Source organism: Pseudomonas sp. 50_B (assembly GCF_017491625.1).
GTDB lineage: Bacteria > Pseudomonadota > Gammaproteobacteria > Pseudomonadales > Pseudomonadaceae > Aquipseudomonas > Aquipseudomonas danubii.
Genome location: NZ_JAFGYX010000001.1, coordinates 87,999 through 107,228, shown reverse-complemented (window position 1 = coordinate 107,228; position 19,230 = coordinate 87,999). Strand labels below are relative to the sequence as shown.

Annotated in this window: 18 protein-coding genes; 7 read left to right on the top strand and 11 right to left on the bottom strand. The window is 64.6% G+C overall.

Going from position 1 to position 19,230, the window contains the following annotated elements:
• Positions 1–10: 10 nt before the first annotated feature.
• Both glyS and glyQ read right to left on the bottom strand, forming a co-directional pair.
• Complete coding sequence (gene glyS, locus J5M73_RS00525) at positions 11–2,065, bottom strand: glycine--tRNA ligase subunit beta (protein WP_102862435.1); 2,055 nt, start codon at positions 2,063–2,065, stop codon at positions 11–13.
• Complete coding sequence (gene glyQ, locus J5M73_RS00520) at positions 2,062–3,015, bottom strand: glycine--tRNA ligase subunit alpha (RefSeq protein WP_003177094.1); 954 nt, start codon at positions 3,013–3,015, stop codon at positions 2,062–2,064. Before glyQ ends, glyS begins: the two co-directional genes overlap by 4 nt.
• Before the next feature lie 81 nt (positions 3,016–3,096).
• On the opposite strand from glyQ, the gene tag reads away from it, so the two are divergent.
• From tag to J5M73_RS00505, 3 genes are all read left to right on the top strand, one after another.
• Positions 3,097–3,660 carry a DNA-3-methyladenine glycosylase I gene (gene tag, locus J5M73_RS00515; RefSeq protein WP_115581289.1) on the top strand — a complete coding sequence of 188 codons (564 nt, stop codon included), beginning with the start codon at positions 3,097–3,099 and terminating at the stop codon, positions 3,658–3,660.
• Between the two features lie 43 nt (positions 3,661–3,703).
• Complete coding sequence (locus tag J5M73_RS00510) at positions 3,704–4,591, top strand: lysophospholipid acyltransferase (protein WP_102862437.1); 888 nt, start codon at positions 3,704–3,706, stop codon at positions 4,589–4,591.
• A 72-nt stretch (positions 4,592–4,663) separates the two neighbouring features.
• Complete coding sequence (locus J5M73_RS00505; RefSeq protein ID WP_092318073.1) at positions 4,664–4,903, top strand: PilZ domain-containing protein; 240 nt, start codon at positions 4,664–4,666, stop codon at positions 4,901–4,903.
• A 152-nt stretch (positions 4,904–5,055) separates the two neighbouring features.
• On the opposite strand, the gene J5M73_RS00500 is transcribed toward J5M73_RS00505, so the two are convergent.
• The 5 genes from J5M73_RS00500 to def all read right to left on the bottom strand — a co-directional run bounded on the left by J5M73_RS00500 (position 5,056) and on the right by def (position 9,733).
• Positions 5,056–5,373, bottom strand: coding sequence for a tetratricopeptide repeat protein (locus J5M73_RS00500; protein ID WP_207814921.1), 318 nt, complete (start codon positions 5,371–5,373; stop codon positions 5,056–5,058).
• 106 nt (positions 5,374–5,479) lie between these two features.
• Entirely contained in the window at positions 5,480–6,853 is a 1,374-nt protein-coding gene (gene trkA / locus J5M73_RS00495) for a Trk system potassium transporter TrkA (RefSeq protein WP_102862439.1), read from the bottom strand.
• A gap of 22 nt (positions 6,854–6,875) precedes the next feature.
• Positions 6,876–8,201 carry a 16S rRNA (cytosine(967)-C(5))-methyltransferase RsmB gene (rsmB, locus tag J5M73_RS00490; protein ID WP_110594144.1) on the bottom strand — a complete coding sequence of 442 codons (1,326 nt, stop codon included), beginning with the start codon at positions 8,199–8,201 and terminating at the stop codon, positions 6,876–6,878.
• Positions 8,198–9,157, bottom strand: coding sequence for a methionyl-tRNA formyltransferase (gene fmt, locus J5M73_RS00485; RefSeq protein ID WP_207814920.1), 960 nt, complete (start codon positions 9,155–9,157; stop codon positions 8,198–8,200). Before fmt ends, rsmB begins: the two co-directional genes overlap by 4 nt.
• Before the next feature lie 69 nt (positions 9,158–9,226).
• Positions 9,227–9,733, bottom strand: coding sequence for a peptide deformylase (gene def, locus J5M73_RS00480; RefSeq protein ID WP_102862442.1), 507 nt, complete (start codon positions 9,731–9,733; stop codon positions 9,227–9,229).
• Positions 9,734–10,132: 399 nt separating this feature from the next.
• Here def and dprA point away from each other — a divergent pair, with 399 nt between their 5' ends.
• Positions 10,133–11,239, top strand: coding sequence for a DNA-processing protein DprA (gene dprA / locus J5M73_RS00475; RefSeq protein ID WP_207166821.1), 1,107 nt, complete (start codon positions 10,133–10,135; stop codon positions 11,237–11,239).
• 54 nt (positions 11,240–11,293) lie between these two features.
• On the top strand, positions 11,294–11,851 hold the full coding sequence (locus tag J5M73_RS00470) for an L-threonylcarbamoyladenylate synthase (RefSeq protein ID WP_102862444.1): 558 nt from the start codon (positions 11,294–11,296) through the stop codon (positions 11,849–11,851).
• Positions 11,852–11,915: 64 nt separating this feature from the next.
• On the opposite strand, the gene J5M73_RS00465 is transcribed toward J5M73_RS00470, so the two are convergent.
• Positions 11,916–12,893, bottom strand: coding sequence for an NADPH:quinone reductase (locus J5M73_RS00465; protein ID WP_102862445.1), 978 nt, complete (start codon positions 12,891–12,893; stop codon positions 11,916–11,918).
• Positions 12,894–13,061: 168 nt separating this feature from the next.
• Between J5M73_RS00465 and hemF the strand changes: the two genes are divergently transcribed.
• On the top strand, positions 13,062–13,979 hold the full coding sequence (gene hemF, locus J5M73_RS00460) for an oxygen-dependent coproporphyrinogen oxidase (protein ID WP_102862446.1): 918 nt from the start codon (positions 13,062–13,064) through the stop codon (positions 13,977–13,979).
• Positions 13,980–14,072: 93 nt separating this feature from the next.
• On the top strand, positions 14,073–14,894 hold the full coding sequence (gene aroE, locus J5M73_RS00455) for a shikimate dehydrogenase (protein WP_115581293.1): 822 nt from the start codon (positions 14,073–14,075) through the stop codon (positions 14,892–14,894).
• 174 nt (positions 14,895–15,068) lie between these two features.
• Here the strand turns inward: aroE and J5M73_RS00450 are convergent, their stop codons facing one another.
• From J5M73_RS00450 to betC, 3 genes are all read right to left on the bottom strand, one after another.
• On the bottom strand, positions 15,069–16,637 hold the full coding sequence (locus J5M73_RS00450; protein WP_207166824.1) for a SulP family inorganic anion transporter: 1,569 nt from the start codon (positions 16,635–16,637) through the stop codon (positions 15,069–15,071).
• A 128-nt stretch (positions 16,638–16,765) separates the two neighbouring features.
• On the bottom strand, positions 16,766–17,683 hold the full coding sequence (choX, locus tag J5M73_RS00445; protein WP_207166825.1) for a choline ABC transporter substrate-binding protein: 918 nt from the start codon (positions 17,681–17,683) through the stop codon (positions 16,766–16,768).
• 15 nt (positions 17,684–17,698) lie between these two features.
• On the bottom strand, positions 17,699–19,213 hold the full coding sequence (betC, locus tag J5M73_RS00440; RefSeq protein WP_207814918.1) for a choline-sulfatase: 1,515 nt from the start codon (positions 19,211–19,213) through the stop codon (positions 17,699–17,701).
• Between the last annotated feature and the right edge of the window lie 17 nt (positions 19,214–19,230).

Below are 19,230 nucleotides of genomic sequence, written 5' to 3'. Positions count from 1 at the left end.
CCTTACCTGATCAGCTCAGTACCGAAATGTCCGCCACACCCAGGAACAGGCCCCGCAGACGCGCCAGCAGCGCATAGCGGTTGGCCCGCACCTTGGCGTCCTCGGCATTGACCATCACCGCCTCGAAGAAGGCGTCCACCGGCTCGCGCAGGGCGGCCAGGCGGGCCAGGGTCTCGCTGTACTGACGCGCTGCGGCCATCGGCTGGACGGCCTGGTCCGCCTGCTGGATCGCCGAGTACAGGGAGAACTCGTTGGCGTTGTCGAAGTACTTGGCTTCGACGGTGGTCGGCACATTGCCTTCGATCTTGCTCAGCAGGTTCGACACGCGCTTGTTCACCGCGGCCAGGGCGGCGGCTTCCGGCAACTTGCGGAAGGCCTGCACGGCTTGCACGCGCTGGTCGAAGTCCAGGGCCGAGCCCGGCTTCAGGGCACGTACCGACAGGTAGGTGGCCACATCCACGCCTTCGTCTTCGTAACGGGCACGCAGACGGTCGAAGATGAACTCCAGCACCTGGTCGGCCAGGCCGGCGGCCTTGACCTTGCTGCCGAAGGCGCTGACGGCGAAGGCCACGGCGTCGTTCAGGTCGAGGTCGAACTTCTTCTCGATCAGGATACGCAGCACGCCCAGGGCCGCGCGACGCAGGGCGTAGGGGTCCTTGCTGCCGGTGGGCAGCATGCCGATGCCGAAGATCCCCACCAGGGTGTCCAGCTTGTCGGCGATGGCCACGGCGGCACCGGTCACGGTGCTTGGCAGCTCGGCGCCGGCGCCACGGGGCATGTACTGCTCGTTGAGGGCCAGGGCCACATCTTCCGGCTCGCCGTCATTGAGGGCGTAGTAGTAGCCGGCGATGCCTTGCATCTCCGGGAACTCACCGACCATTTCGGTGGCCAGGTCGCACTTGGACAGCAGGCCGGCACGGGCGGCGCGCTGGGCGTCGCCGCCGATACGCGGGGCAATGAAGGCGGCCAGCTTGGACACCCGCTCGGCCTTGTCGTAGACGCTGCCGAGTTTTTCCTGGAAGACCACGTTCTGCAGGCGCAGGTTGAAGTCTTCGAGCTTCTGCTTCTTGTCCTGCTTGAAGAAGAACTCGGCGTCGGTCAGGCGTGGGCGCACGACTTTCTCGTTGCCCTCGATGATCTGGCGCGGGTCCTTGCTCTCGATGTTGGCCACGGTGATGAAACGCGGCAGCAACTTGCCGTCCACGTCCAGCAGGCAGAAGTACTTCTGGTTGTCCTGCATGGTGGTGATCAGGGCTTCCTGGGGCACTTCAAGGAACCGCTCCTCGAACGAGCACACCAGTGGCACTGGCCATTCCACCAGGGCGGTCACTTCGTCCAGCAGGTCCGCCGGGACGATCGCCGTGCCTTCCTGCAGGGTCGCCAGTTCCGCGGTGCGCTTGCTGATCAGCTCGCGACGCTCGTTGGCGTCGGCCAGTACGTAGGCGGCACGCAGGTCGGCCAGGTAGTTGGCCGGCGAGGTGATGCGCACGCTTTGCGGATGATGGAAGCGATGGCCACGGGAATCGCGGCCGGCCTTCTGGGCCAGGATGGTGCAGTCGATAACGTCGTCACCCAGCAGCATCACCAGCCATTGGGTCGGACGCACGAACTCTTCCTTGCGCGCGGCCCAGCGCATGCGCTTGGGAATCGGCAGGTCGTTCAGCGAGTCTTCGACGATGGTCGGCAGCAGGCTGGCGGTCGGCTTGCCCTTGATGCTCTGGCTGTAGCGCAGTTTCGGGCCGCTCTGATCGATCTCGCTGAGTTCGACGCCGCACTTCTTGGCAAAACCCAGGGCCGCCTGGGTCGGGTTGCCTTCAGCGTCGAAGGCCGCCTGGCGTGGTGGGCCGTCGAGGTTGATGCTGCGATCCGGCTGCTGGGTGTCCAGCTGGGTGATCAGTACCGCCAGGCGCCGTGGCGCGGCGTACACGTGCTTGGCCTGAAAGCTCAGGCCGGCGCTCTGCAGGCCTTTCTCGATGCCGGCCAGGAAGGCTTCGGCCAGGGTGTTCAGGGCTTTGGGTGGCAGTTCTTCAGTGCCCAGTTCAACCAGAAAATCTTGCGCACTCATTGTGCCGCCTCCAACTTAGCCAACACTTCATCACGCAGGTCCGGGGTCGCCATGGGGAAGCCCAGCTTGGCGCGAGCCAGCAGGTAGGCTTGCGCCACGGAACGCGCCAGGGTGCGCACACGCAGGATGTACTGCTGACGCGCAGTCACCGAGATCGCCCGGCGTGCATCCAGCAGGTTGAAGGTGTGCGAGGCCTTGAGGACCATTTCATAGCTCGGCAGCGGCAGCGGCTGATCCAGCTCGATCAGGCGCTTGGCCTCGCTTTCGTAGAAATCGAACAGTTCGAACAGCTTCTCGACGTTGGCGTGTTCGAAGTTGTAGGTCGACTGCTCCACTTCGTTCTGGTGGAACACATCGCCATAGGTGACCTTGCCGAACGGGCCGTCGGCCCAGACCAGGTCGTACACCGAGTCCACGCCCTGCAGGTACATGGCCAGGCGTTCCAGGCCGTAGGTGATCTCGCCGGTCACCGGGTAGCACTCGATGCCACCGGCCTGCTGGAAGTAGGTGAACTGAGTCACTTCCATCCCGTTGAGCCAGACTTCCCAGCCCAGGCCCCAGGCGCCCAGGGTCGGCGATTCCCAGTTGTCCTCGACGAAACGGATGTCGTGCACCAGCGGGTCCAGGCCCACGTGCTTCAGGGAACCCAGGTACAGCTCCTGGAAGTTCTCCGGGTTGGGCTTCAAGACCACCTGGAACTGATAGTAGTGCTGCAGGCGGTTGGGGTTTTCGCCGTAGCGGCCGTCAGTCGGGCGACGACTGGGCTGCACATAAGCGGCGTTCCAGGTTTCCGGGCCGATGGCCCGCAGGAATGTAGCGGTGTGGAAAGTGCCGGCGCCTACTTCCATATCGTAGGGCTGAAGTACCACACAACCTTGCTCGGCCCAGTACTGCTGGAGGGCGAGGATCAAGTCTTGGAAGGTACGCACGGCTGGCGTAGGCTGGCTCACGAAATTCACCTGTTACTTGGGCTGCGATTTAAGGAGCGGGAGTATACCCGATTCAGTCCTGCGCACGCCCCCTGGAGCCTTATGCCACGCTGCTTTTGGTGTTCCGACGATCCGCTGTACATGGCTTATCACGATCAGGAGTGGGGCGTGCCGCTGCGCGATGCGCAGCGTCTGTTCGAGTTGTTATTGCTCGAAGGGTTCCAGGCCGGGCTGTCCTGGATCACCGTGCTGAAGAAGCGCGAGCGCTATCGCCAGGTGCTGTTCGGCTTCGATGTGCAGCGCGTGGCGCAGATGAGCGACGCCGAGATCGAGGACCTGATGCAGGACCCCGGCATCATCCGCAACCGCCTCAAGCTCAACGCCGCCCGGCGCAATGCCCAGGCCTGGCTGGAGCTGGAAGACCCGGTGGCCTTTCTCTGGTCCTTCGTCGGTGGTGTGCCCAAGATCAATCATTTCCGGGACCGCAGCGAAGTGCCGGCGGTGACCCCGGAGGCCGAAGCCATGAGCCGCGGCCTGCAGAAAGCCGGTTTCACCTTCGTCGGCCCGACCATCTGCTACGCGCTGATGCAGGCTTCGGGCATGGTCATGGATCACACCCGCGACTGTGATCGTTACGCCATCCTCACCAACGCGCGGTTAGAATAGCCGGCTCGCGACACGCTTCAGACCGACAGATCAGGAGTCATTTGTGGATAAGTTCAAAGGCGCCCTGCTGGTGGGCGCTCTGCGGTTGTTTGCCCTGCTGCCCTGGCGCGCGGTGCAGGCGGTCGGCGCGGCCATCGGCTGGATCATGTGGAAGACCCCCAATCGCTCCCGCGACGTGGTGCGCATCAACCTGGCCAAATGTTTTCCACAGATGGACCCCGCCGAGCGCGAGCGTCTGGTGGGACAGAGCCTGAAAGACATCGGCAAGTCCCTGACCGAAAGCGCTTGCGCCTGGATCTGGCCAGCGGAGCGCTCCATTGCTCTGGTGCGGGAGGTCGAGGGCCTGGACGTACTCAAGGACGCCCTGGCCTCGGGCAAGGGCGTGGTCGGCATCACCAGCCACCTGGGCAACTGGGAAGTGCTCAACCACTTCTATTGCAGCCAGTGCAAACCGATCATTTTCTACCGTCCGCCCAAGCTCAAGGCGGTGGACGAACTGCTGCGCAAGCAGCGGGTGCAACTGGGCAACCGCGTGGCGGCCTCCACCAAGGAAGGCATCCTCAGCGTCATCAAGGAAGTGCGCAAAGGCGGTGCGGTGGGCATTCCCGCCGACCCGGAACCGGCCGAATCCGCCGGGATCTTCGTGCCCTTCTTCGCCACCCAGGCCCTGACCAGCAAGTTCGTGCCGAACATGCTGGCCGGCGGCAAGGCAGTGGGCGTGTTCCTCCATGCCCTGCGCCTGCCCGATGGCTCGGGCTACAAGGTGATCCTCGAGGCGGCGCCGCAAGAGATGTACAGCACCGATACCGAAACCTCCTGTGCGGCCATGAGCAAGGTGGTCGAGCGCTATGTCGGGGCGTATCCGAGCCAGTACATGTGGAGCATGAAACGCTTCAAGAAGCGCCCGCCGGGTGAGGCACGCTGGTACTGACCGAGCTGGCACGATCTGTGGATAACTTCGCGTAGGGCGTTATCCACAGCACACACAACAAGGGCGCAGAAGATGTCCGAGCACCGCAAGTCGTTTCGCATCAAGATTTCCCACGAGAGCATAGGCGAATGCCTGGGGCAGACTCGCAACCTGTCTGCCAGTGGCGTCTATGTGCAAAGCCCGGTCCTGGCGCAATTGCCCAAGGGCGCGGTGGTCTATGGCCAGGTGCAGGGCTTGCCGGCGGCGGCGCCCAGGGTGCGCATGGAAGTGGTCCAGGCGGACGCGGAAGGGATCGCCCTGCGCTACCTGTGAAATCGTCCTGTAGCCGCTGCCGAGCCCGCGAGGCTGGGAAAAGGACCGAAGGGCCTTGCTTGGCGATCTCCAGCCGAACCTGTGTCGTCTCAAGGTCTTTGCGTCCCTGCGGGCCGTTCGCAGCCTTCGGCAGCGGCTACAGGGGATAGAGGTCAGCCTTGAGACTGGCGGTCGAGTTTTTTCAGGAACACGGTCATTTCCTTTTCTGCCTGTTTGTCGCCATGCCCCCGGGCCGCTTCCAGGCCCTGTTCCCAGGCCTGACGCGCCGCCGCCAGGTCGCCCCGTCCCTGGCAAGCCTTGCCCAGCAGCTTCCAGGCCGCTGAATACTTGGGATCGAAACTCACGCAGTGCTGCAGGTGCTCGGCGGCCCTGGCGAAATCGCCCTGGTCCAGATAGCCCTTGCCCAGGCCAAAGCGCAGCAAGGCGTTGTCCACGCCCTTGGCGAGCATTTTTTCCAGCGATTCAAGCATCGTTGTCACTCCTGTGGGCTCATGTAGCCGCTGCCGCAGGCTGCGCAAGGGCAGCGCCTGCGGTGCAGTCGATCGCAGTCTGCGGCAGCGGCTACACAGTGGTTGATCAGAAGAAGCTCAGGCCGACGTGGAACAGTTTCTCCACGTCGCGAATGTGCTTTTTATCCACAAGGAACAGGATCACGTGGTCGCCGGCTTCGATCACCGTGTCGTCGTGGGCGATCAGCACTTCCTCGTCGCGAATGATCGCGCCGATGGTAGTGCCCGGCGGCAAGCCGATGCTCTCGATGGCGCGGCCGATCACCTTGCTCGACTTGGCGTCGCCGTGGGCGATGGCCTCGATGGCTTCCGCCGCGCCACGGCGCAGGGAGTGCACGCTGACGATATCGCCGCGGCGCACGTGGGCCAGCAGGGTGCCGATGGTGGCCAGTTGCGGGCTGATGGCAATGTCGATATCGCCGCCCTGGATCAGGTCGACATAGGCCGGGTTGTTGATGATGGTCATGACCTTCTTCGCCCCCAGGCGCTTGGCCAGCAGCGAGGACATGATGTTGGCCTCGTCGTCGTTGGTCAGGGCCAGGAAGATATCGGCGTCGGCGATGTTCTCTTCCAGCAGCAGATCGCGGTCCGAGGCGCTGCCCTGCAGCACCACGGTGCTGTCCAGGGTGTCGGACAGGTAGCGGCAGCGGGCCGGGTTCATCTCGATGATCTTCACCTGGTAGCGGCTTTCGATGGCCTCGGCCAGGCGCTCGCCGATCTGCCCGCCACCGGCGATGACGATGCGCTTGTAGGATTCCTCCAGGCGGCGCATTTCGCTCATCACCGCGCGGATGTGGGCCTTGGCGGCGATGAAGAACACCTCGTCGTCGGCCTCGATCACCGTATCGCCCTTGGGCATGATCGGCCGGTCGCGGCGGAAGATCGCCGCCACCCGGGTATCGACATTGGGCATGTGCTCGCGCAACTGACGCAGCTGCTGGCCCACCAGCGGACCGCCGTAATAGGCCTTGACCGCCACCAGTTGCGCCTTGCCTTCGGCGAAGTCGATCACCTGCAGGGCGCCGGGGTGTTCGATCAAACGCTTGATGTAGTTGGTCACCACCTGCTCGGGGCTGATCAGCACGTCCACCGGGATCGCGTCGTTGTCGAACAGCCCGGCGCGGGTCAGGTAGGCGGCTTCGCGCACCCGGGCGATCTTGGTCGGGGTGTGGAACAGGGTGTGGGCGACCTGGCAGGCAACCATGTTGGTTTCGTCGCTGTTGGTCACCGCCACCAGCATGTCGGCGTCGTCGGCGCCGGCCTGGCGCAGCACCGTCGGGAACGAGGCGCGGCCCTGCACGGTGCGGATGTCCAGGCGGTCGCCGAGGTCGCGCAGGCGTTCGCCGTCGGTGTCGACCACGGTGATGTCGTTGGCTTCGCTGGCCAGGTGTTCCGCCAGCGTGCCGCCCACTTGCCCGGCGCCGAGGATGATGATCTTCATCCAGTCACTCCCTTAAAACCGTTTAGCCGCGAGCTGCGGCGATCTTGATCAGTTTGGCGTAATAGAAGCCGTCGTGGCCGCCCTCTTGTGCCAGCAACTGGCGTCCGTGGGGCTGCTTGAGGCCGGCCGCAGGCTGCCCCAGTTGGCCGCCGATGTCCAACTCACGAGCTCCCGGGGTGCGGGACAGGAAGGCCTCGATCACTTCGGTGTTCTCGGTGGGCAGGGTCGAGCAGGTGGCGTAGAGCAGGATGCCGCCCACTTCCAGGGTCTGCCACAGGGCGTCCAGCAGTTCGCCTTGCAGTTGCGCCAGGGCGGCGATGTCTTCGGCTTGGCGAGTGAGTTTGATATCCGGGTGGCGACGAATCACCCCGGTGGCCGAGCAGGGAGCGTCCAGCAGGATGCGCTGGAACGGCTGGCCGTCCCACCAGGCCTGGGTATCCCGGCCGTCGGCGGCAATCAGCTGGGCATCGAGCCCCAGGCGGTCGAGGTTTTCTCGCACTCGCACCAGGCGCTTGGCTTCCAGGTCCACTGCCACCACGCCAGCCAATTGCGGCTGCACTTCGAGGATGTGGCAGGTCTTGCCGCCCGGGGCGCAGCAGGCATCCAGCACCCGTTGCCCCGGGGCCAGTTCCAGCAGATCGGCAGCCAGTTGTGCGGCTTCGTCCTGGACGCTGACCCAGCCTTCGGCAAAGCCCGGCAGGCTGCGCACATCACCGGCTTCGTCGAGGACGATGCCGTCCTGGCTGTAGACGCAGGCCTTGGCCGCAACCCCCGCTTGGCTCAACAGCTTCAGGTAGGCATCCCGGGAGTGATGACGGCGATTGACCCGCAGGATCATCGGCGGGTGAGCGTTGTTGGCGGCGCAGATGGCTTCCCATTGCTCGGGCCAGAAGGCCTTGAGGGACTTCTGCAGCCAGCGTGGGTGGGCGGTGCGCACCACCGGATCATGTTCCAGCTCGGCCAACAGGGCCTCGCTTTCACGCTGGGCGCGGCGCAGCACGGCGTTGAGCAGAGCCTTGGCCCAGGGCTTTTTCAACTTGTCGGCGCAGCCCACGGTTTCGCCGATGGCGGCGTGGGCCGGCACCCGGGTGTAGAGCAACTGATAGAGACCCACCAGCAGCAGCGCCTCGACATCGGCATCGGCGGCCTTGAACGGCTTCTGCAGCAGCTTGGCCGCCAGCGCCGACAGCCGCGGCTGCCAGCGCGCGGTGCCGAACGCCAGGTCCTGGGTGAAGCCGCGGTCCCGGACCTCGACCTTGTCCAGCTGGACCGGCAGCGAGCTGTTGAGCGAGGCCTTGCCGTTGAGGACCGCGGTCAGGGCCTTGGCGGCGGCCAGGCGCGGGTTCATTGGGCGTCCGCCGTCTGGCCGAGGACGGTGCCGATGGCGAATTTCTCGCGGCGGCTGTTGAACAGGTCGCTGAAGTTCAGCGCCTTGCCCCCGGGCAGTTGCAGGCGGGTCAGGCACAGCGCCTGCTCACCGCAGGCGACGATCAGGCCATCCTTGCTGGCGCCGAGGATCTCGCCCGGGGCGCCACGGCCTTCGGCCAGGGTGGCTGCCAGGACTTTCAGGGCTTCGCCATTGAGGGTGCTGTGGCAGATCGGCCAGGGATTGAAGGCCCGGACCAGGCGCTCCAGCTCCACGGCCGGGCGATTCCAGTCGATGCGCGCTTCATCCTTGTTCAACTTGTGGGCGTAGGTGGCCAGGCTGTCGTCCTGGATTTCGCCTTCCAGGGTGCCGGCGGCGAGGCCTTCGATGGCTTGCAGCACTGCCGGCGGGCCCAGCTCGGCCAGGCGGTCGTGCAGACTGCCGCCGGTGTCCTGGGCGCTGATCGGGGTGCTGACCTTGAGCAGCATCGGCCCGGTGTCCAGGCCGGCTTCCATGCACATCACGGTCACGCCGCTGGCCTCGTCGCCGGCTTCTACGGCGCGCTGGATCGGCGCGGCACCGCGCCAGCGCGGCAGCAGGGAGGCGTGGCTGTTGATGCAGCCCAGGCGCGGAATATCCAGTACCACCTGAGGCAGGATCAGGCCGTAGGCCACCACCACCATCAGGTCCGGCTTGAGCGCCGCCAGTTCGGCCTGGGCCTCGGCATTGCGCAGGGTGGGTGGTTGCAGCACCGGGATCTGGTGCTCCAGGGCCAGCTGTTTGACCGGGCTTGGCATCAGCTTCTGCCCGCGCCCCGCCGGACGGTCCGGCTGGGTGTAGACCGCGACAATCTGGTGAGGGCTGTCGAGCAGGGCCTTGAGGTGTTCGGCGGCGAATTCGGGGGTGCCGGCAAAGACGATGCGCAGTGGCTCAGTCATGGGAATTCTCGATGTTAAACATGCGGAAAAGAAAAAGGCTTGCCGTGGCAAGCCTTTGCAAGACGGTCATCAAGCCTGCTGGCGATGCTGCTTTTCCAGCTTCTTCTTGATCCGGTCACGCTTGAGCGTGGACAGGTAGTCGACGAACAGCTTGCCGTTGAGGTGGTCGCATTCGTGCTGGATGCACACCGCCAGCAAACCTTCGGCGATCAGCTCATAGGGCTGGCCGTCGCGGTCCAGGGCCTTGATCTTGACGCGCTGCGGACGGTCGACGTTCTCGTAGAAACCCGGCACCGAAAGGCAGCCTTCCTGATACTGGTCCATCTCGTCGGTCAGGGCTTCGAACTCGGGGTTGATGAACACCCGGGGCTCGCTGCGATCTTCGGACAGGTCCATGACCACGACGCGTTTGTGCACGTTGACCTGGGTCGCCGCCAGACCAATGCCTGGGGCCTCATACATTGTTTCAAACATGTCATCGACCAACTGACGCACTTCGTCGTCCACTACGGCCACGGGTTTGGCGATAGTGCGCAGGCGCGAATCGGGGAATTCGAGGATGTTTAAAATGGCCATAAGCGTAATTGCTACACGTGTGAAGTAAGGGCGGAGTCGGCGTCCTGGCAGGTCCTGGACCTGGGCCGCCGATGCAAAACGTGCTCTGCAAAGGAGCGAGCCGCGCAGGCTCTGGCGTTTTACGCGAACGCACATAATAAAGGGATTCAGCCCCTGAGGAAATGTCTGTTCGCCCTGCTGCTACTGGGCTGGACCGCCATCGGTTGGACCTGCAAGCGGCTGCGTCAGGCCTGATTGGCGTGCTTGCGGTTGGCTGCACGGGTGGTTGGGCAGCGCTTGGCCGACCTCGGCAGGGCATCTCCCTGGCGCAGCAGGAAACCTTTCCTCAACAAGTTACCAACAGACTTATCCACAGCTTGTTCCGGCTTTCGCCGGACCGATGACGATCAAGGATGATCCATGTCGCACTCGATCAGTGCTGCCATTTCCCCCGCGGAACTGGAAGCCCGTTTACGTTTGCATGGCCTGCCGGCCCTGGGCGCGATGCGCTTTGGGCGTTTGCTCCAGGCCTTCGGTTCAGCCTCCAAGGCCCTCAGTGCCCCGGCCCGCGCCTGGCACTCCCTGGGTCTGCCGACGGCCTGTACCGATGCCCGGCGCAGTGTCGAAGTCCGGGAAGGCGCCCGCCGCGCACTGGCCTGGATAGACAACCAGGCCCAGCATTTGCTGATGTGGGACCAGCCCGACTATCCCCCGCTGCTGGCGCAACTGGAGGATGCCCCACCGCTGTTGTTCGTGGCCGGCGATCCGTCGATTCTGCAACGGCCGCAGCTGGCGCTGGTGGGCAGCCGTCGGGCTTCGCGTCCGGGACTGGACACGGCCGCGGCGTTTTCCCGGAGTCTGGCCGCCGCCGGATTCGTGATCACCAGCGGCCTGGCCCTGGGCATCGATGGCGCTGCGCACCAGGCGGCCCTGGACGTGGGTGGGCGTACCGTGGGGGTGTTGGGCACGGGCCTGGAAAAATGTTATCCACAGCGGCATCGGGCCTTGGCCAGGGCGATGATCGAGCAGGGCAGCGCAGTGATTTCCGAGTTCCCCCTGGACACTGGCCCACGTCCGGAGCACTTCCCCCGGCGCAACCGGATCATCAGTGGCTTGTCCCTGGGGGTGCTGGTAGTGGAAGCCAGTGTCGCCAGCGGCTCGCTGATCACCGCCCGCCTGGCGGCCGAGCAAGGCCGCGAGGTATACGCGATCCCCGGTTCGATTCATCACCCCGGTGCCCGGGGTTGTCATCAACTGATCCGTGACGGCGCGGTGCTGGTGGAAAGCGTGCAGCACATCCTGGAAACCCTGAGAGGTTGGCAACACCTGCCGCCGCCGGCCGCAGCGCCGCTGGAGGCCAGCGAGCATCCGCTGCTGGCGCTGCTTCAGGCGGCCCCCCACAGCAGCGAGGCCCTGGCGCTTGCCAGCGGCTGGTCCCTGCCCCGGGTGCTGGCGGCACTGACCGAGCTGGAAATCGAGGCGCGGGCCGTCAACGAAAACGGCCGCTGGTTTGCGCGTCTGAGCTAGGTTTTATAGGCAGGATCGGTAAACTGCGCACAGCTTTTATCTGGAGATTCGGCAATGGTCAGCAGTTGGCGTGTGCAGCAAGCCGCACGAGAGATTCGCGCAGGGGCGGTGATTGCTTATCCAACCGAAGCGGTCTGGGGCCTGGGGTGCGATCCGTGGAATGAAGAGGCGGTGGATCGCCTGCTGGCAATCAAGTCACGGTCGGTGGACAAGGGCCTGATCCTGATCGCCGACAACATCCACCAGTTCGATTTCCTCTTCGAGGATTTCCCGGATACCTGGATCGAGCGCATGTCCAGTACCTGGCCGGGGCCCAATACCTGGCTGGTGCCCCATCAGAACCTGCTGCCGGAGTGGGTGACCGGGGTGCATGACACGGTGGCGTTGAGGGTCAGCGACCATCCGCTGGTCCGTGAACTCTGTGCCTTGGTGGGGCCGTTGATTTCCACTTCGGCCAATCCCCAGGGGCGGCCGGCAGCGCGTACGCGGCTGCGCATCGAGCAGTACTTCCGTGGACAACTGGACCTGGTGCTCACCGGCAGCCTGGGCGGGCGCAAGAACCCGAGCCTGATTCGGGATCTGGCCACCGGCAAGGTGGTGCGGCCTTCCTGAACCGCTTCGCCGGCAAGCCGTCTCCTATGAACATCCGTAGGAGTCGGCTTGCCGGCGAAAGCGCTTAAGGCAACAACACGGTCGAGCCGGTAGTACGCCGGGCCGACAACTCGATATGGGCCTTGGCCGCGTCCGCCAGAGCGAAGCGCTGGCCAATCTCGATCTTCAGCTTGCCGCTGACAATCATGCCGAACAGGTCGTCGGCCATGAGCTGCAGGTTCTCGGCATTGTTGGCGTAGCTGGCCAGGGTCGGCCGGGTCACGTACAGCGAGCCCTTGGCTGAGAGAATCCCCAGGTTCACCCCGTCCACCGCTCCCGAGGCATTGCCGAAGCTGACCATCAGCCCGCGCGGTGCCAGGCAATCCAGGGAGGTCAGCCAGGTGTCTTTGCCGACACCGTCATACACCACCGGGCACTTCTTGCCATCCGTCAGTTCCAGCACGCGCTTGGCGACGTCTTCATGGCTGTAGTCGATGGTTTCCCAGGCGCCGAGGGCTTTGGCAATGGCGGCCTTTTCCGGCGAGCTGACGGTACCGATCAGTTTTACCCCAAGGGCCTTGGCCCATTGGCAGGCCAGGGAACCGACGCCCCCCGCTGCGGCGTGGAACAGTACGGTTTCGCCACCCTTGAGTTCATAAGTCTGACGCAGCAGGTACTGCACGGTCAGGCCCTTGAGCATCACCCCGGCGGCTTGCTCGAAGCTGATGGCCTCTGGCAGATGCACCAGATTGGCTTCCGGCAGTACATGCACATCGCTGTAGGCGCCCAGTGGGCCGCTGCCATAGGCCACACGATCACCTACCTTGAAGCGCGTCACAGCGCTGCCCACCGCTTCCACCACCCCGGCGCCTTCGGCGCCGAGGCCGGATGGCAATGCTGGTGGGGCATACAGGCCACTGCGGAAATAGGTGTCGATGAAGTTCAGGCCGATGGCCTTGTTGCTGACGCGAACCTGCTGTGGTCCAGGTTCGGCGGGCTGGTAATCCACATACTCGAGTACTTCGGGGCCGCCATGGGCACGGAACTGGATACGTTTGGCCATCTGCACTCTCTCCTTGGTCGTGTCGTGAAAGTGCTCTATCGGACTCCTGTGCTTGACCTTCGTCAACTGCGGAGCGCCCCGACGCGGTGTTATGCTACGCGCCCATTTGCGCGCGTCCCCTGCTCCATCCCTAGCGCCGCGTAGCTTTGCCCGATTCAAGGTGATGCCATGACTACCCGCACCGAGGCCGTAAAAGCCTACCTGCTCGACCTGCAAGACCGCATTTGCGCTGCACTGGAAACCGAAGACGGTGGCGCACGCTTTATCGAGGACGCCTGGACCCGCCCTGCCGGCGGTGGCGGTCGCACCCGGGTGATCGGCGACGGCGCAGTGATCGAAAAGGGTGGGGTCAACTTTTCCCATGTGTTCGGCAGCGGCCTGCCACCCTCGGCCAGTGCCCACCGTCCGGAACTGGCCGGCCGGGGTTTCGAGGCCCTGGGCGTGTCCCTGGTGATTCACCCACACAACCCTCATGTGCCGACGTCCCACGCCAACGTGCGTTTCTTCATTGCCGAGAAGGAAGGTGAAGAGCCGGTCTGGTGGTTCGGCGGCGGCTTCGACCTGACCCCCTACTACGGCAATGAAGAAGACTGCGTGCATTGGCACCGGGTTGCCGAGCGCGCCTGTGCGCCTTTTGGCCCGGACGTCTACCCGCGCTACAAGGCCTGGTGCGACAGCTACTTCCATATCAAGCACCGCAACGAACCGCGGGGCATCGGTGGCCTGTTCTTCGACGACCTCAACGAATGGGACTTCGACACCAGCTTCGCCTTCATGCGCGCCATCGGCGATGCCTACATCGAGGCCTATCTGCCCATCGTCCAGCGCCGCAAGGCTGACGCCTATACCGAGCAGCAGCGCGAGTTCCAGGAGTTCCGTCGCGGTCGCTATGTGGAGTTCAACCTGGTCTACGACCGTGGCACCCTGTTCGGCCTGCAATCGGGTGGTCGCACCGAGTCGATCCTCATGTCGCTGCCGCCGCAAGTGCGCTGGGGCTACGACTGGAAGGCCGAGCCGGGCAGCGAAGAAGCGCGCCTGACCGAATACTTCCTGCAAGACCGCGACTGGCTGGCCGCCAGCAATTAAACCGCACCCACTGCGCAGGAGCCGGCTTGCCGGTGAAGAGGCCTTCAAGGCGGACGCGGTTCCTGCCAGTGTGTTGAGCAAATGGGATGAGAGATGGATCAGTACGTTGTCTTTGGTAATCCGATCGGCCACAGCAAATCACCCTTGATCCATCGGCTGTTCGCCCAGCAGACCGGCCAGCAACTGGAATACAACACCCTGCTGGCGCCTCTGGACGATTTCGCCGGTGCCGCCCGCGATTTCTTCGCCCAGGGCCGCGGTGCCAACGTCACCGTGCCGTTCAAGGAAGACGCCTATCGCCTGTGCGACAGCCTGACCGAGCGCGCCCAGCGGGCCGGTGCGGTGAACACCCTGAGCAAGCAAGCGGACGGCACTCTGCTGGGAGACAACACCGACGGCGCCGGACTGGTGCGTGACCTGACGGTCAACGCCGGGGTCAGCCTCAAGGGCAAGCGCATCCTCCTTTTGGGCGCCGGGGGCGCCGTGCGTGGAGCCTTGGAACCCCTGTTGGCGCAGCGGCCGGCGTCGGTGGTGATCGCCAATCGCACCGTGGAAAAAGCCGAGTTGCTGGCCGAACTGTTCGCCGACCTGGGGCCGGTGTCGGCCAGTGGTTTCGATTGGCTGCAGGAGTCGGTGGACCTGATCATCAATGCCACTTCCGCCAGCCTGTCGGGTGAACTGCCACCGATTGCCAGCAGCCTGATCGAGCCGGGCAAAACGGTGTGCTACGACATGATGTACGCCAAGGAGCCGACGCCGTTCTGCCGTTGGGCCAGTGAACATGGCGCGGCGCTGGTGCTGGATGGTTTGGGCATGCTGGCCGAACAGGCGGCGGAAGCCTTCTACCTGTGGCGCGGCGTGCGCCCGGACAGCGCCCCGGTGCTGGCCGAACTGCGCCGCCAGTTGGCCCTGTAAACCCCTGAAGATTATGTGTGGCGAGGGAGCTTGCTCCCGCTCGGGCGCGCAGCGGTCGTAAACCGGCTATCGCGCAGCGACAGGCAAAACCGGGAAGCCGGCCTTGGGCTTGCTGCGCAAGCCAGCGCGAACAAGCTCGCCCGCCACAGGTGGTGTCTCCCTCAAACCTTGGGGTCAGTCTTCGAAGCGGATCGGGCAGTGCTCCGGTCCTTCGAGCTTGATCAATTCCTCTTTCACCGTCTGCCGTGCCCGGCGCAGGGTCAGGCTGCGGTCCTGGCGTTTCAGCCGGCGCGCCTCCTGGTGCAGCATCGCCACCCCTGAATAGTCGATGAAGTTGATCTGCCGGGCGTCGATCACCAGTTTCGGTGCGTGGCAGCGTTGCATGCGCACTTGCAGGTAATGACTGGCGCCAAAGAAGATCGAGCCACCCACCCGCAGGATGTCTGCATCGCCCTCGCTGGAGTGCTGCACCCGTGGCTGGGAGGTGCGCTTGAGGTAGAAGAACAGCGACGCCAGGACCCCGGCATAGATCGCCGTCTGCAACTCCAGGAGCAAGGTGGCGATGCAGGTCAGGCTCATCACCACAAATTCGGCGCGGCTGACCCGGAACAGCGCGCGGATGCCCCGATGATCCACCAGGCCCCAGCAGATCAGCAGAATGCTCCCGGCCATGGCCGGAATCGGGATATGGGCGATCAGCCCGGCGCCGGCCACCGCGAACAGTGCCACCCACAGCGCCGAGAACACCCCGGCCAGGGGCGAGCGGGCACCGGCTTCATAACTCAAGCCCGAGCGGGTGAAGGAGCCGGAGGACAGGTAGCCGGAGAAAAACGCCCCCACCATGTTCGACAAGCCCTGGGCGCGGACTTCCTGGTTGGCGTCGAGCAGTTGTTCCGAACGTGCCGACAGTGAGCGGGCAATCGACAGGCTGGTGACCAGCCCCAGCATCCCCACCGCCACGGCACTGGGCAGCAGCCGCAGGACCAGATCCAGGTCCAGTGGCAACGGGCTCAAGGGCGGTAGCCGGCCCACGAAGGCGCTGACCAATTTGACGTGCCCGAACACCCCCGGCAGCAGCCAGACCACCAGTGCACTGAGGACCAGGCTGAGCAACAGGCTGGGCCAGCGCGGCGCCAGCAGCTTCAGGCCGAGGCCGACGATCAGGGTGCCCAGCCCCAGCAACAGCGAAGGCTTGTCCACAGCGTCCAGGTGTTCCAGCAGCAAGCTCAGGCTATTGAGGGCGGTGGCCTGGTTCGGCAGGTCCAGGCCCAGGAGGTTGGGCAATTGCCCCAGGGCGATCACCACCGCGGCACCGAGGGTGAAACCCAGCACCACCGAATGCGAGACGAAGTTCACCAGGGCGCCGAAGCGCAGCAGCCCCAGCAGCCACTGAAAGACCCCGGCCAGCAGGGTCAGCAGCAGGATCAGGGTGATGTAGTCCTCGGATGCCGGCACGGCCAGAGGGCTGACGCTGGCATACAGAACAATGGAGATCGCTGCCGTGGGCCCGCAGATCAGGTGCCAGGACGAACCCCAGAGGCAGGCGATCAGCACCGGGACTATGGCCGCGTACAGGCCGTACTCCGGCGGCAGGCCGGCGATCAGCGCATAGGCGATCGATTGCGGCAGGGCGAGGATCGCGCCGCTCAGGCCCACCAGCAGATCCCGGCCAACGCTGGCCCGGGTCTGCTGTGGCAGCCAGCCGAGGAAAGGCAGGAGTGAATGGCGGTTGGGCCAGGCCATGGTTCCTCACGGGTGGGTAGATTCAGGGGGGGCCAGGGTAAAGCATTGTCCGGTCTTGGGCATGTGCCGAGGCCGGCCCCTGATCCCCCAGGAGCCGGCTTGCCGGCAAATGGCCGGCGCACCTCGGGCTACAACTTGGCCTTCACCGCCGCCAGGGCCTCTTTGTCATCAAGGGTCCGGACCCCTTCCAGCCATTGCTCCAGCACCGCCGGGTTGGCCTTGATCCAGGCCTTGGCGGCGTCGGCGTTGCTGACCTTCTTGTTCACCACCTCGGCCATGATGGCGTTCTCCATGTCCTGGGTGAACCGCAGATTGGTCAGGAGCTTGCCGACGTTCGGGCAGGCCTGTGCATAACCTTTGCGCGTCAGGGTGTAGACGCTGCCGCTGGCGCCAAAGTACTTCTCGCCCCCGGTCAGGTAATGCATGTTCAGCTGCACGTTCATCGGGTGCGGGGTCCAGCCGAGGAAGGTCACGAAGCGCTGTTTTTTCGTGGCCCGGGACACTTCGGCGAGCATCGCCTGCTCGCTGGACTCGATCAGCTTCCACTGGCCGAGGCTGAACTCGTTGTTCTTGATGATTTCCTGCAGCGACAGGTTGGCCGGGGCACCGGAGCCGATGCCGTAGATCTTCTGGTCAAACTTGTCGGCGAACTTGCTCAGGTCGGCAAAGTCGTGCACCCCGGCGTCCCACACGTAGTCTGGAACTGCCAGGGTGAACTCGGTGCCTTCCAGGTTCTTCGCCAGCTGGATCACCTCGCCATTGGCCACGAACTTGTCGTAGAAGCCCTGTTGCGCCGGCATCCAGTTGCCCAGGAACACATCCACCTGGCCGTCCTTGAGGCCGCCGTAGGTGATCGGCACCGCCAGGGTGTCGATCTTGGCCTTGTAGCCCATGCCGTCCAGTAGAAAGCTGGCGATGGCGTTGGTGGCGGCGATGTCGCTCCAGCCCGGATCGGCCATCTTCACGGTTGCGCACGAGTCGGCCCAGGCGGTTGTGCTGCCCAGAGCCAGGAACCCGACGGCCAGCGCTGTGGATAACTTTTGCATGCTCTTCCCCTTGGATTATTGGTGTTGGCAGGGTTGTGGGTAACGCGCCTTGCGCTCCAGATCGTCGAGGTCGATGTGGTTGCGCATGTATTGCGCACTGGCGTCTACCAGTGGCTGGTGATCCCAGCTCTTGCGTGTGCCCCGGCCCAGGGCGTCGGCCACCAGGCGGCGACGGCGCTGGCTGGCCAGGACCTGTTGGTGAAGGGTGGGGATGTCCCACTTGGCCCGGGCTTCGGCGAGGAAGGCGTCGAACAGCGCTCGATGCTCGGCCGACTGGCTGAGGTCGCGGTGTTCCTGAGGGTCGTTGGCTACATCGAAGAGTAGGCAGGGGTCGTCTTCGCTGTAGATGAATTTGTAGGCGCCCCGACGAATCATCATCAGCGGGCTGATGGTGCCTTCGGCCATGTATTCGCCGAAGACCTCATCGTGGCCGCCCTGCCCCAGCAGGTGGGGGACCAGGGAGCGGCCGTCCAGGGGCAGGTCCGCTTCCACCCGGCCGCCGGCCAGTTCCACCAGGGTCGGCAGCAGGTCGGCGGTGGAGACTGCCGCGCTGACTCGCCCGGCGGCGAACTGCCCCGGCGCGCAGATCAACAGCGGCACCCGGGCGGCCATTTCGAACCAGTGCATTTTGTACCAGAGGCCGCGCTCGCCGAGCATGTCGCCGTGGTCGCCGGAAAACACGATCAGGGTGTCGTCCGCCAACCCGGTGTCTTCCAGGGTCTGCAGCAGCTTGCCGACGTTGCTGTCGATGTAGCTGCAGGCGCCGAAGTAGGCCCGTCGCGCATCGCGGATCTTATCCACAGGCAGCGGCTTGTCCCACAGGTCGTAGACCTTGAGCAGGCGCTGGGAATGCGGGTCCAGTTCGCTCTGCGGCGGGGTCTGGGGCAGTGGGATTTCGTCGTCGCGGTACAGGTCCCAGAAGGCCTTGGGAATGGTGTAGGGATCGTGGGGGTGGGTCATGGACACCGTCAGGCAGAACGGCTGGTCGGCGGCTTCGCGGACATGGTCGAACAGGTACTGCTGGGCCTTGAACACCACCTCTTCATCGAAATCCAGCTGGTTGGTGCGCACGCAGGGCCCAGCCTGCAGCACCGAGGACATGTTGTGGTACCAGCTGGGACGCACTTCGGGTTCATCCCAGTTCACCGCCCAGCCGTAGTCGGCGGGGTAGATATCGGTGGTCAGGCGCTCTTCATAGCCGTGCAACTGATCCGGGCCGCAGAAGTGCATCTTGCCCGACAGCGCGGTGCGGTAGCCCAGGCGCCGCAGGTAGTGGGCGTAGGTGGGCACGTCGGCGGGAAAGTCCGCAGCGTTGTCGTAGGCGCCGATTCTGCTCGGCAACTGCCCGCTGACCAGGGTAAAGCGCGACGGCGCGCACAGTGGGCTGTTGCAGTAGGCAGCATCGAATACCACGCCCCGGGCGGCCAGGCGGCTCAGGTGCGGCAGCTTGATCGGCGATGAACCGTAGAACGGCAGCAAGGGCGCGGCCATCTGGTCGGCCATGATGAAAAGAATGTTCTTGCGCTTCATGGATTCGCGGCATTCCA

Bases quoted from the DNA above. Each gene is read 5' to 3' on its own strand.
- glyS (WP_102862435.1), bottom strand. From the start codon at position 2,065: ATGAGTGCGCAAGATTTTCTGGTTGAACTGGGCACTGAAGAACTGCCA.
- tag (WP_115581289.1), top strand. From the start codon at position 3,097: ATGCCACGCTGCTTTTGGTGTTCCGACGATCCGCTGTACATGGCTTAT.
- J5M73_RS00505 (WP_092318073.1), top strand. From the start codon at position 4,664: ATGTCCGAGCACCGCAAGTCGTTTCGCATCAAGATTTCCCACGAGAGC.
- J5M73_RS00500 (WP_207814921.1), bottom strand. From the start codon at position 5,373: ATGCTTGAATCGCTGGAAAAAATGCTCGCCAAGGGCGTGGACAACGCC.
- trkA (WP_102862439.1), bottom strand. From the start codon at position 6,853: ATGAAGATCATCATCCTCGGCGCCGGGCAAGTGGGCGGCACGCTGGCG.
- rsmB (WP_110594144.1), bottom strand. From the start codon at position 8,201: ATGAACCCGCGCCTGGCCGCCGCCAAGGCCCTGACCGCGGTCCTCAAC.
- fmt (WP_207814920.1), bottom strand. From the start codon at position 9,157: ATGACTGAGCCACTGCGCATCGTCTTTGCCGGCACCCCCGAATTCGCC.
- def (WP_102862442.1), bottom strand. From the start codon at position 9,733: ATGGCCATTTTAAACATCCTCGAATTCCCCGATTCGCGCCTGCGCACT.
- dprA (WP_207166821.1), top strand. From the start codon at position 10,133: ATGTCGCACTCGATCAGTGCTGCCATTTCCCCCGCGGAACTGGAAGCC.
- J5M73_RS00470 (WP_102862444.1), top strand. From the start codon at position 11,294: ATGGTCAGCAGTTGGCGTGTGCAGCAAGCCGCACGAGAGATTCGCGCA.
- J5M73_RS00465 (WP_102862445.1), bottom strand. From the start codon at position 12,893: ATGGCCAAACGTATCCAGTTCCGTGCCCATGGCGGCCCCGAAGTACTC.
- hemF (WP_102862446.1), top strand. From the start codon at position 13,062: ATGACTACCCGCACCGAGGCCGTAAAAGCCTACCTGCTCGACCTGCAA.
- aroE (WP_115581293.1), top strand. From the start codon at position 14,073: ATGGATCAGTACGTTGTCTTTGGTAATCCGATCGGCCACAGCAAATCA.
- J5M73_RS00450 (WP_207166824.1), bottom strand. From the start codon at position 16,637: ATGGCCTGGCCCAACCGCCATTCACTCCTGCCTTTCCTCGGCTGGCTG.
- choX (WP_207166825.1), bottom strand. From the start codon at position 17,683: ATGCAAAAGTTATCCACAGCGCTGGCCGTCGGGTTCCTGGCTCTGGGC.
- betC (WP_207814918.1), bottom strand. From the start codon at position 19,213: ATGAAGCGCAAGAACATTCTTTTCATCATGGCCGACCAGATGGCCGCG.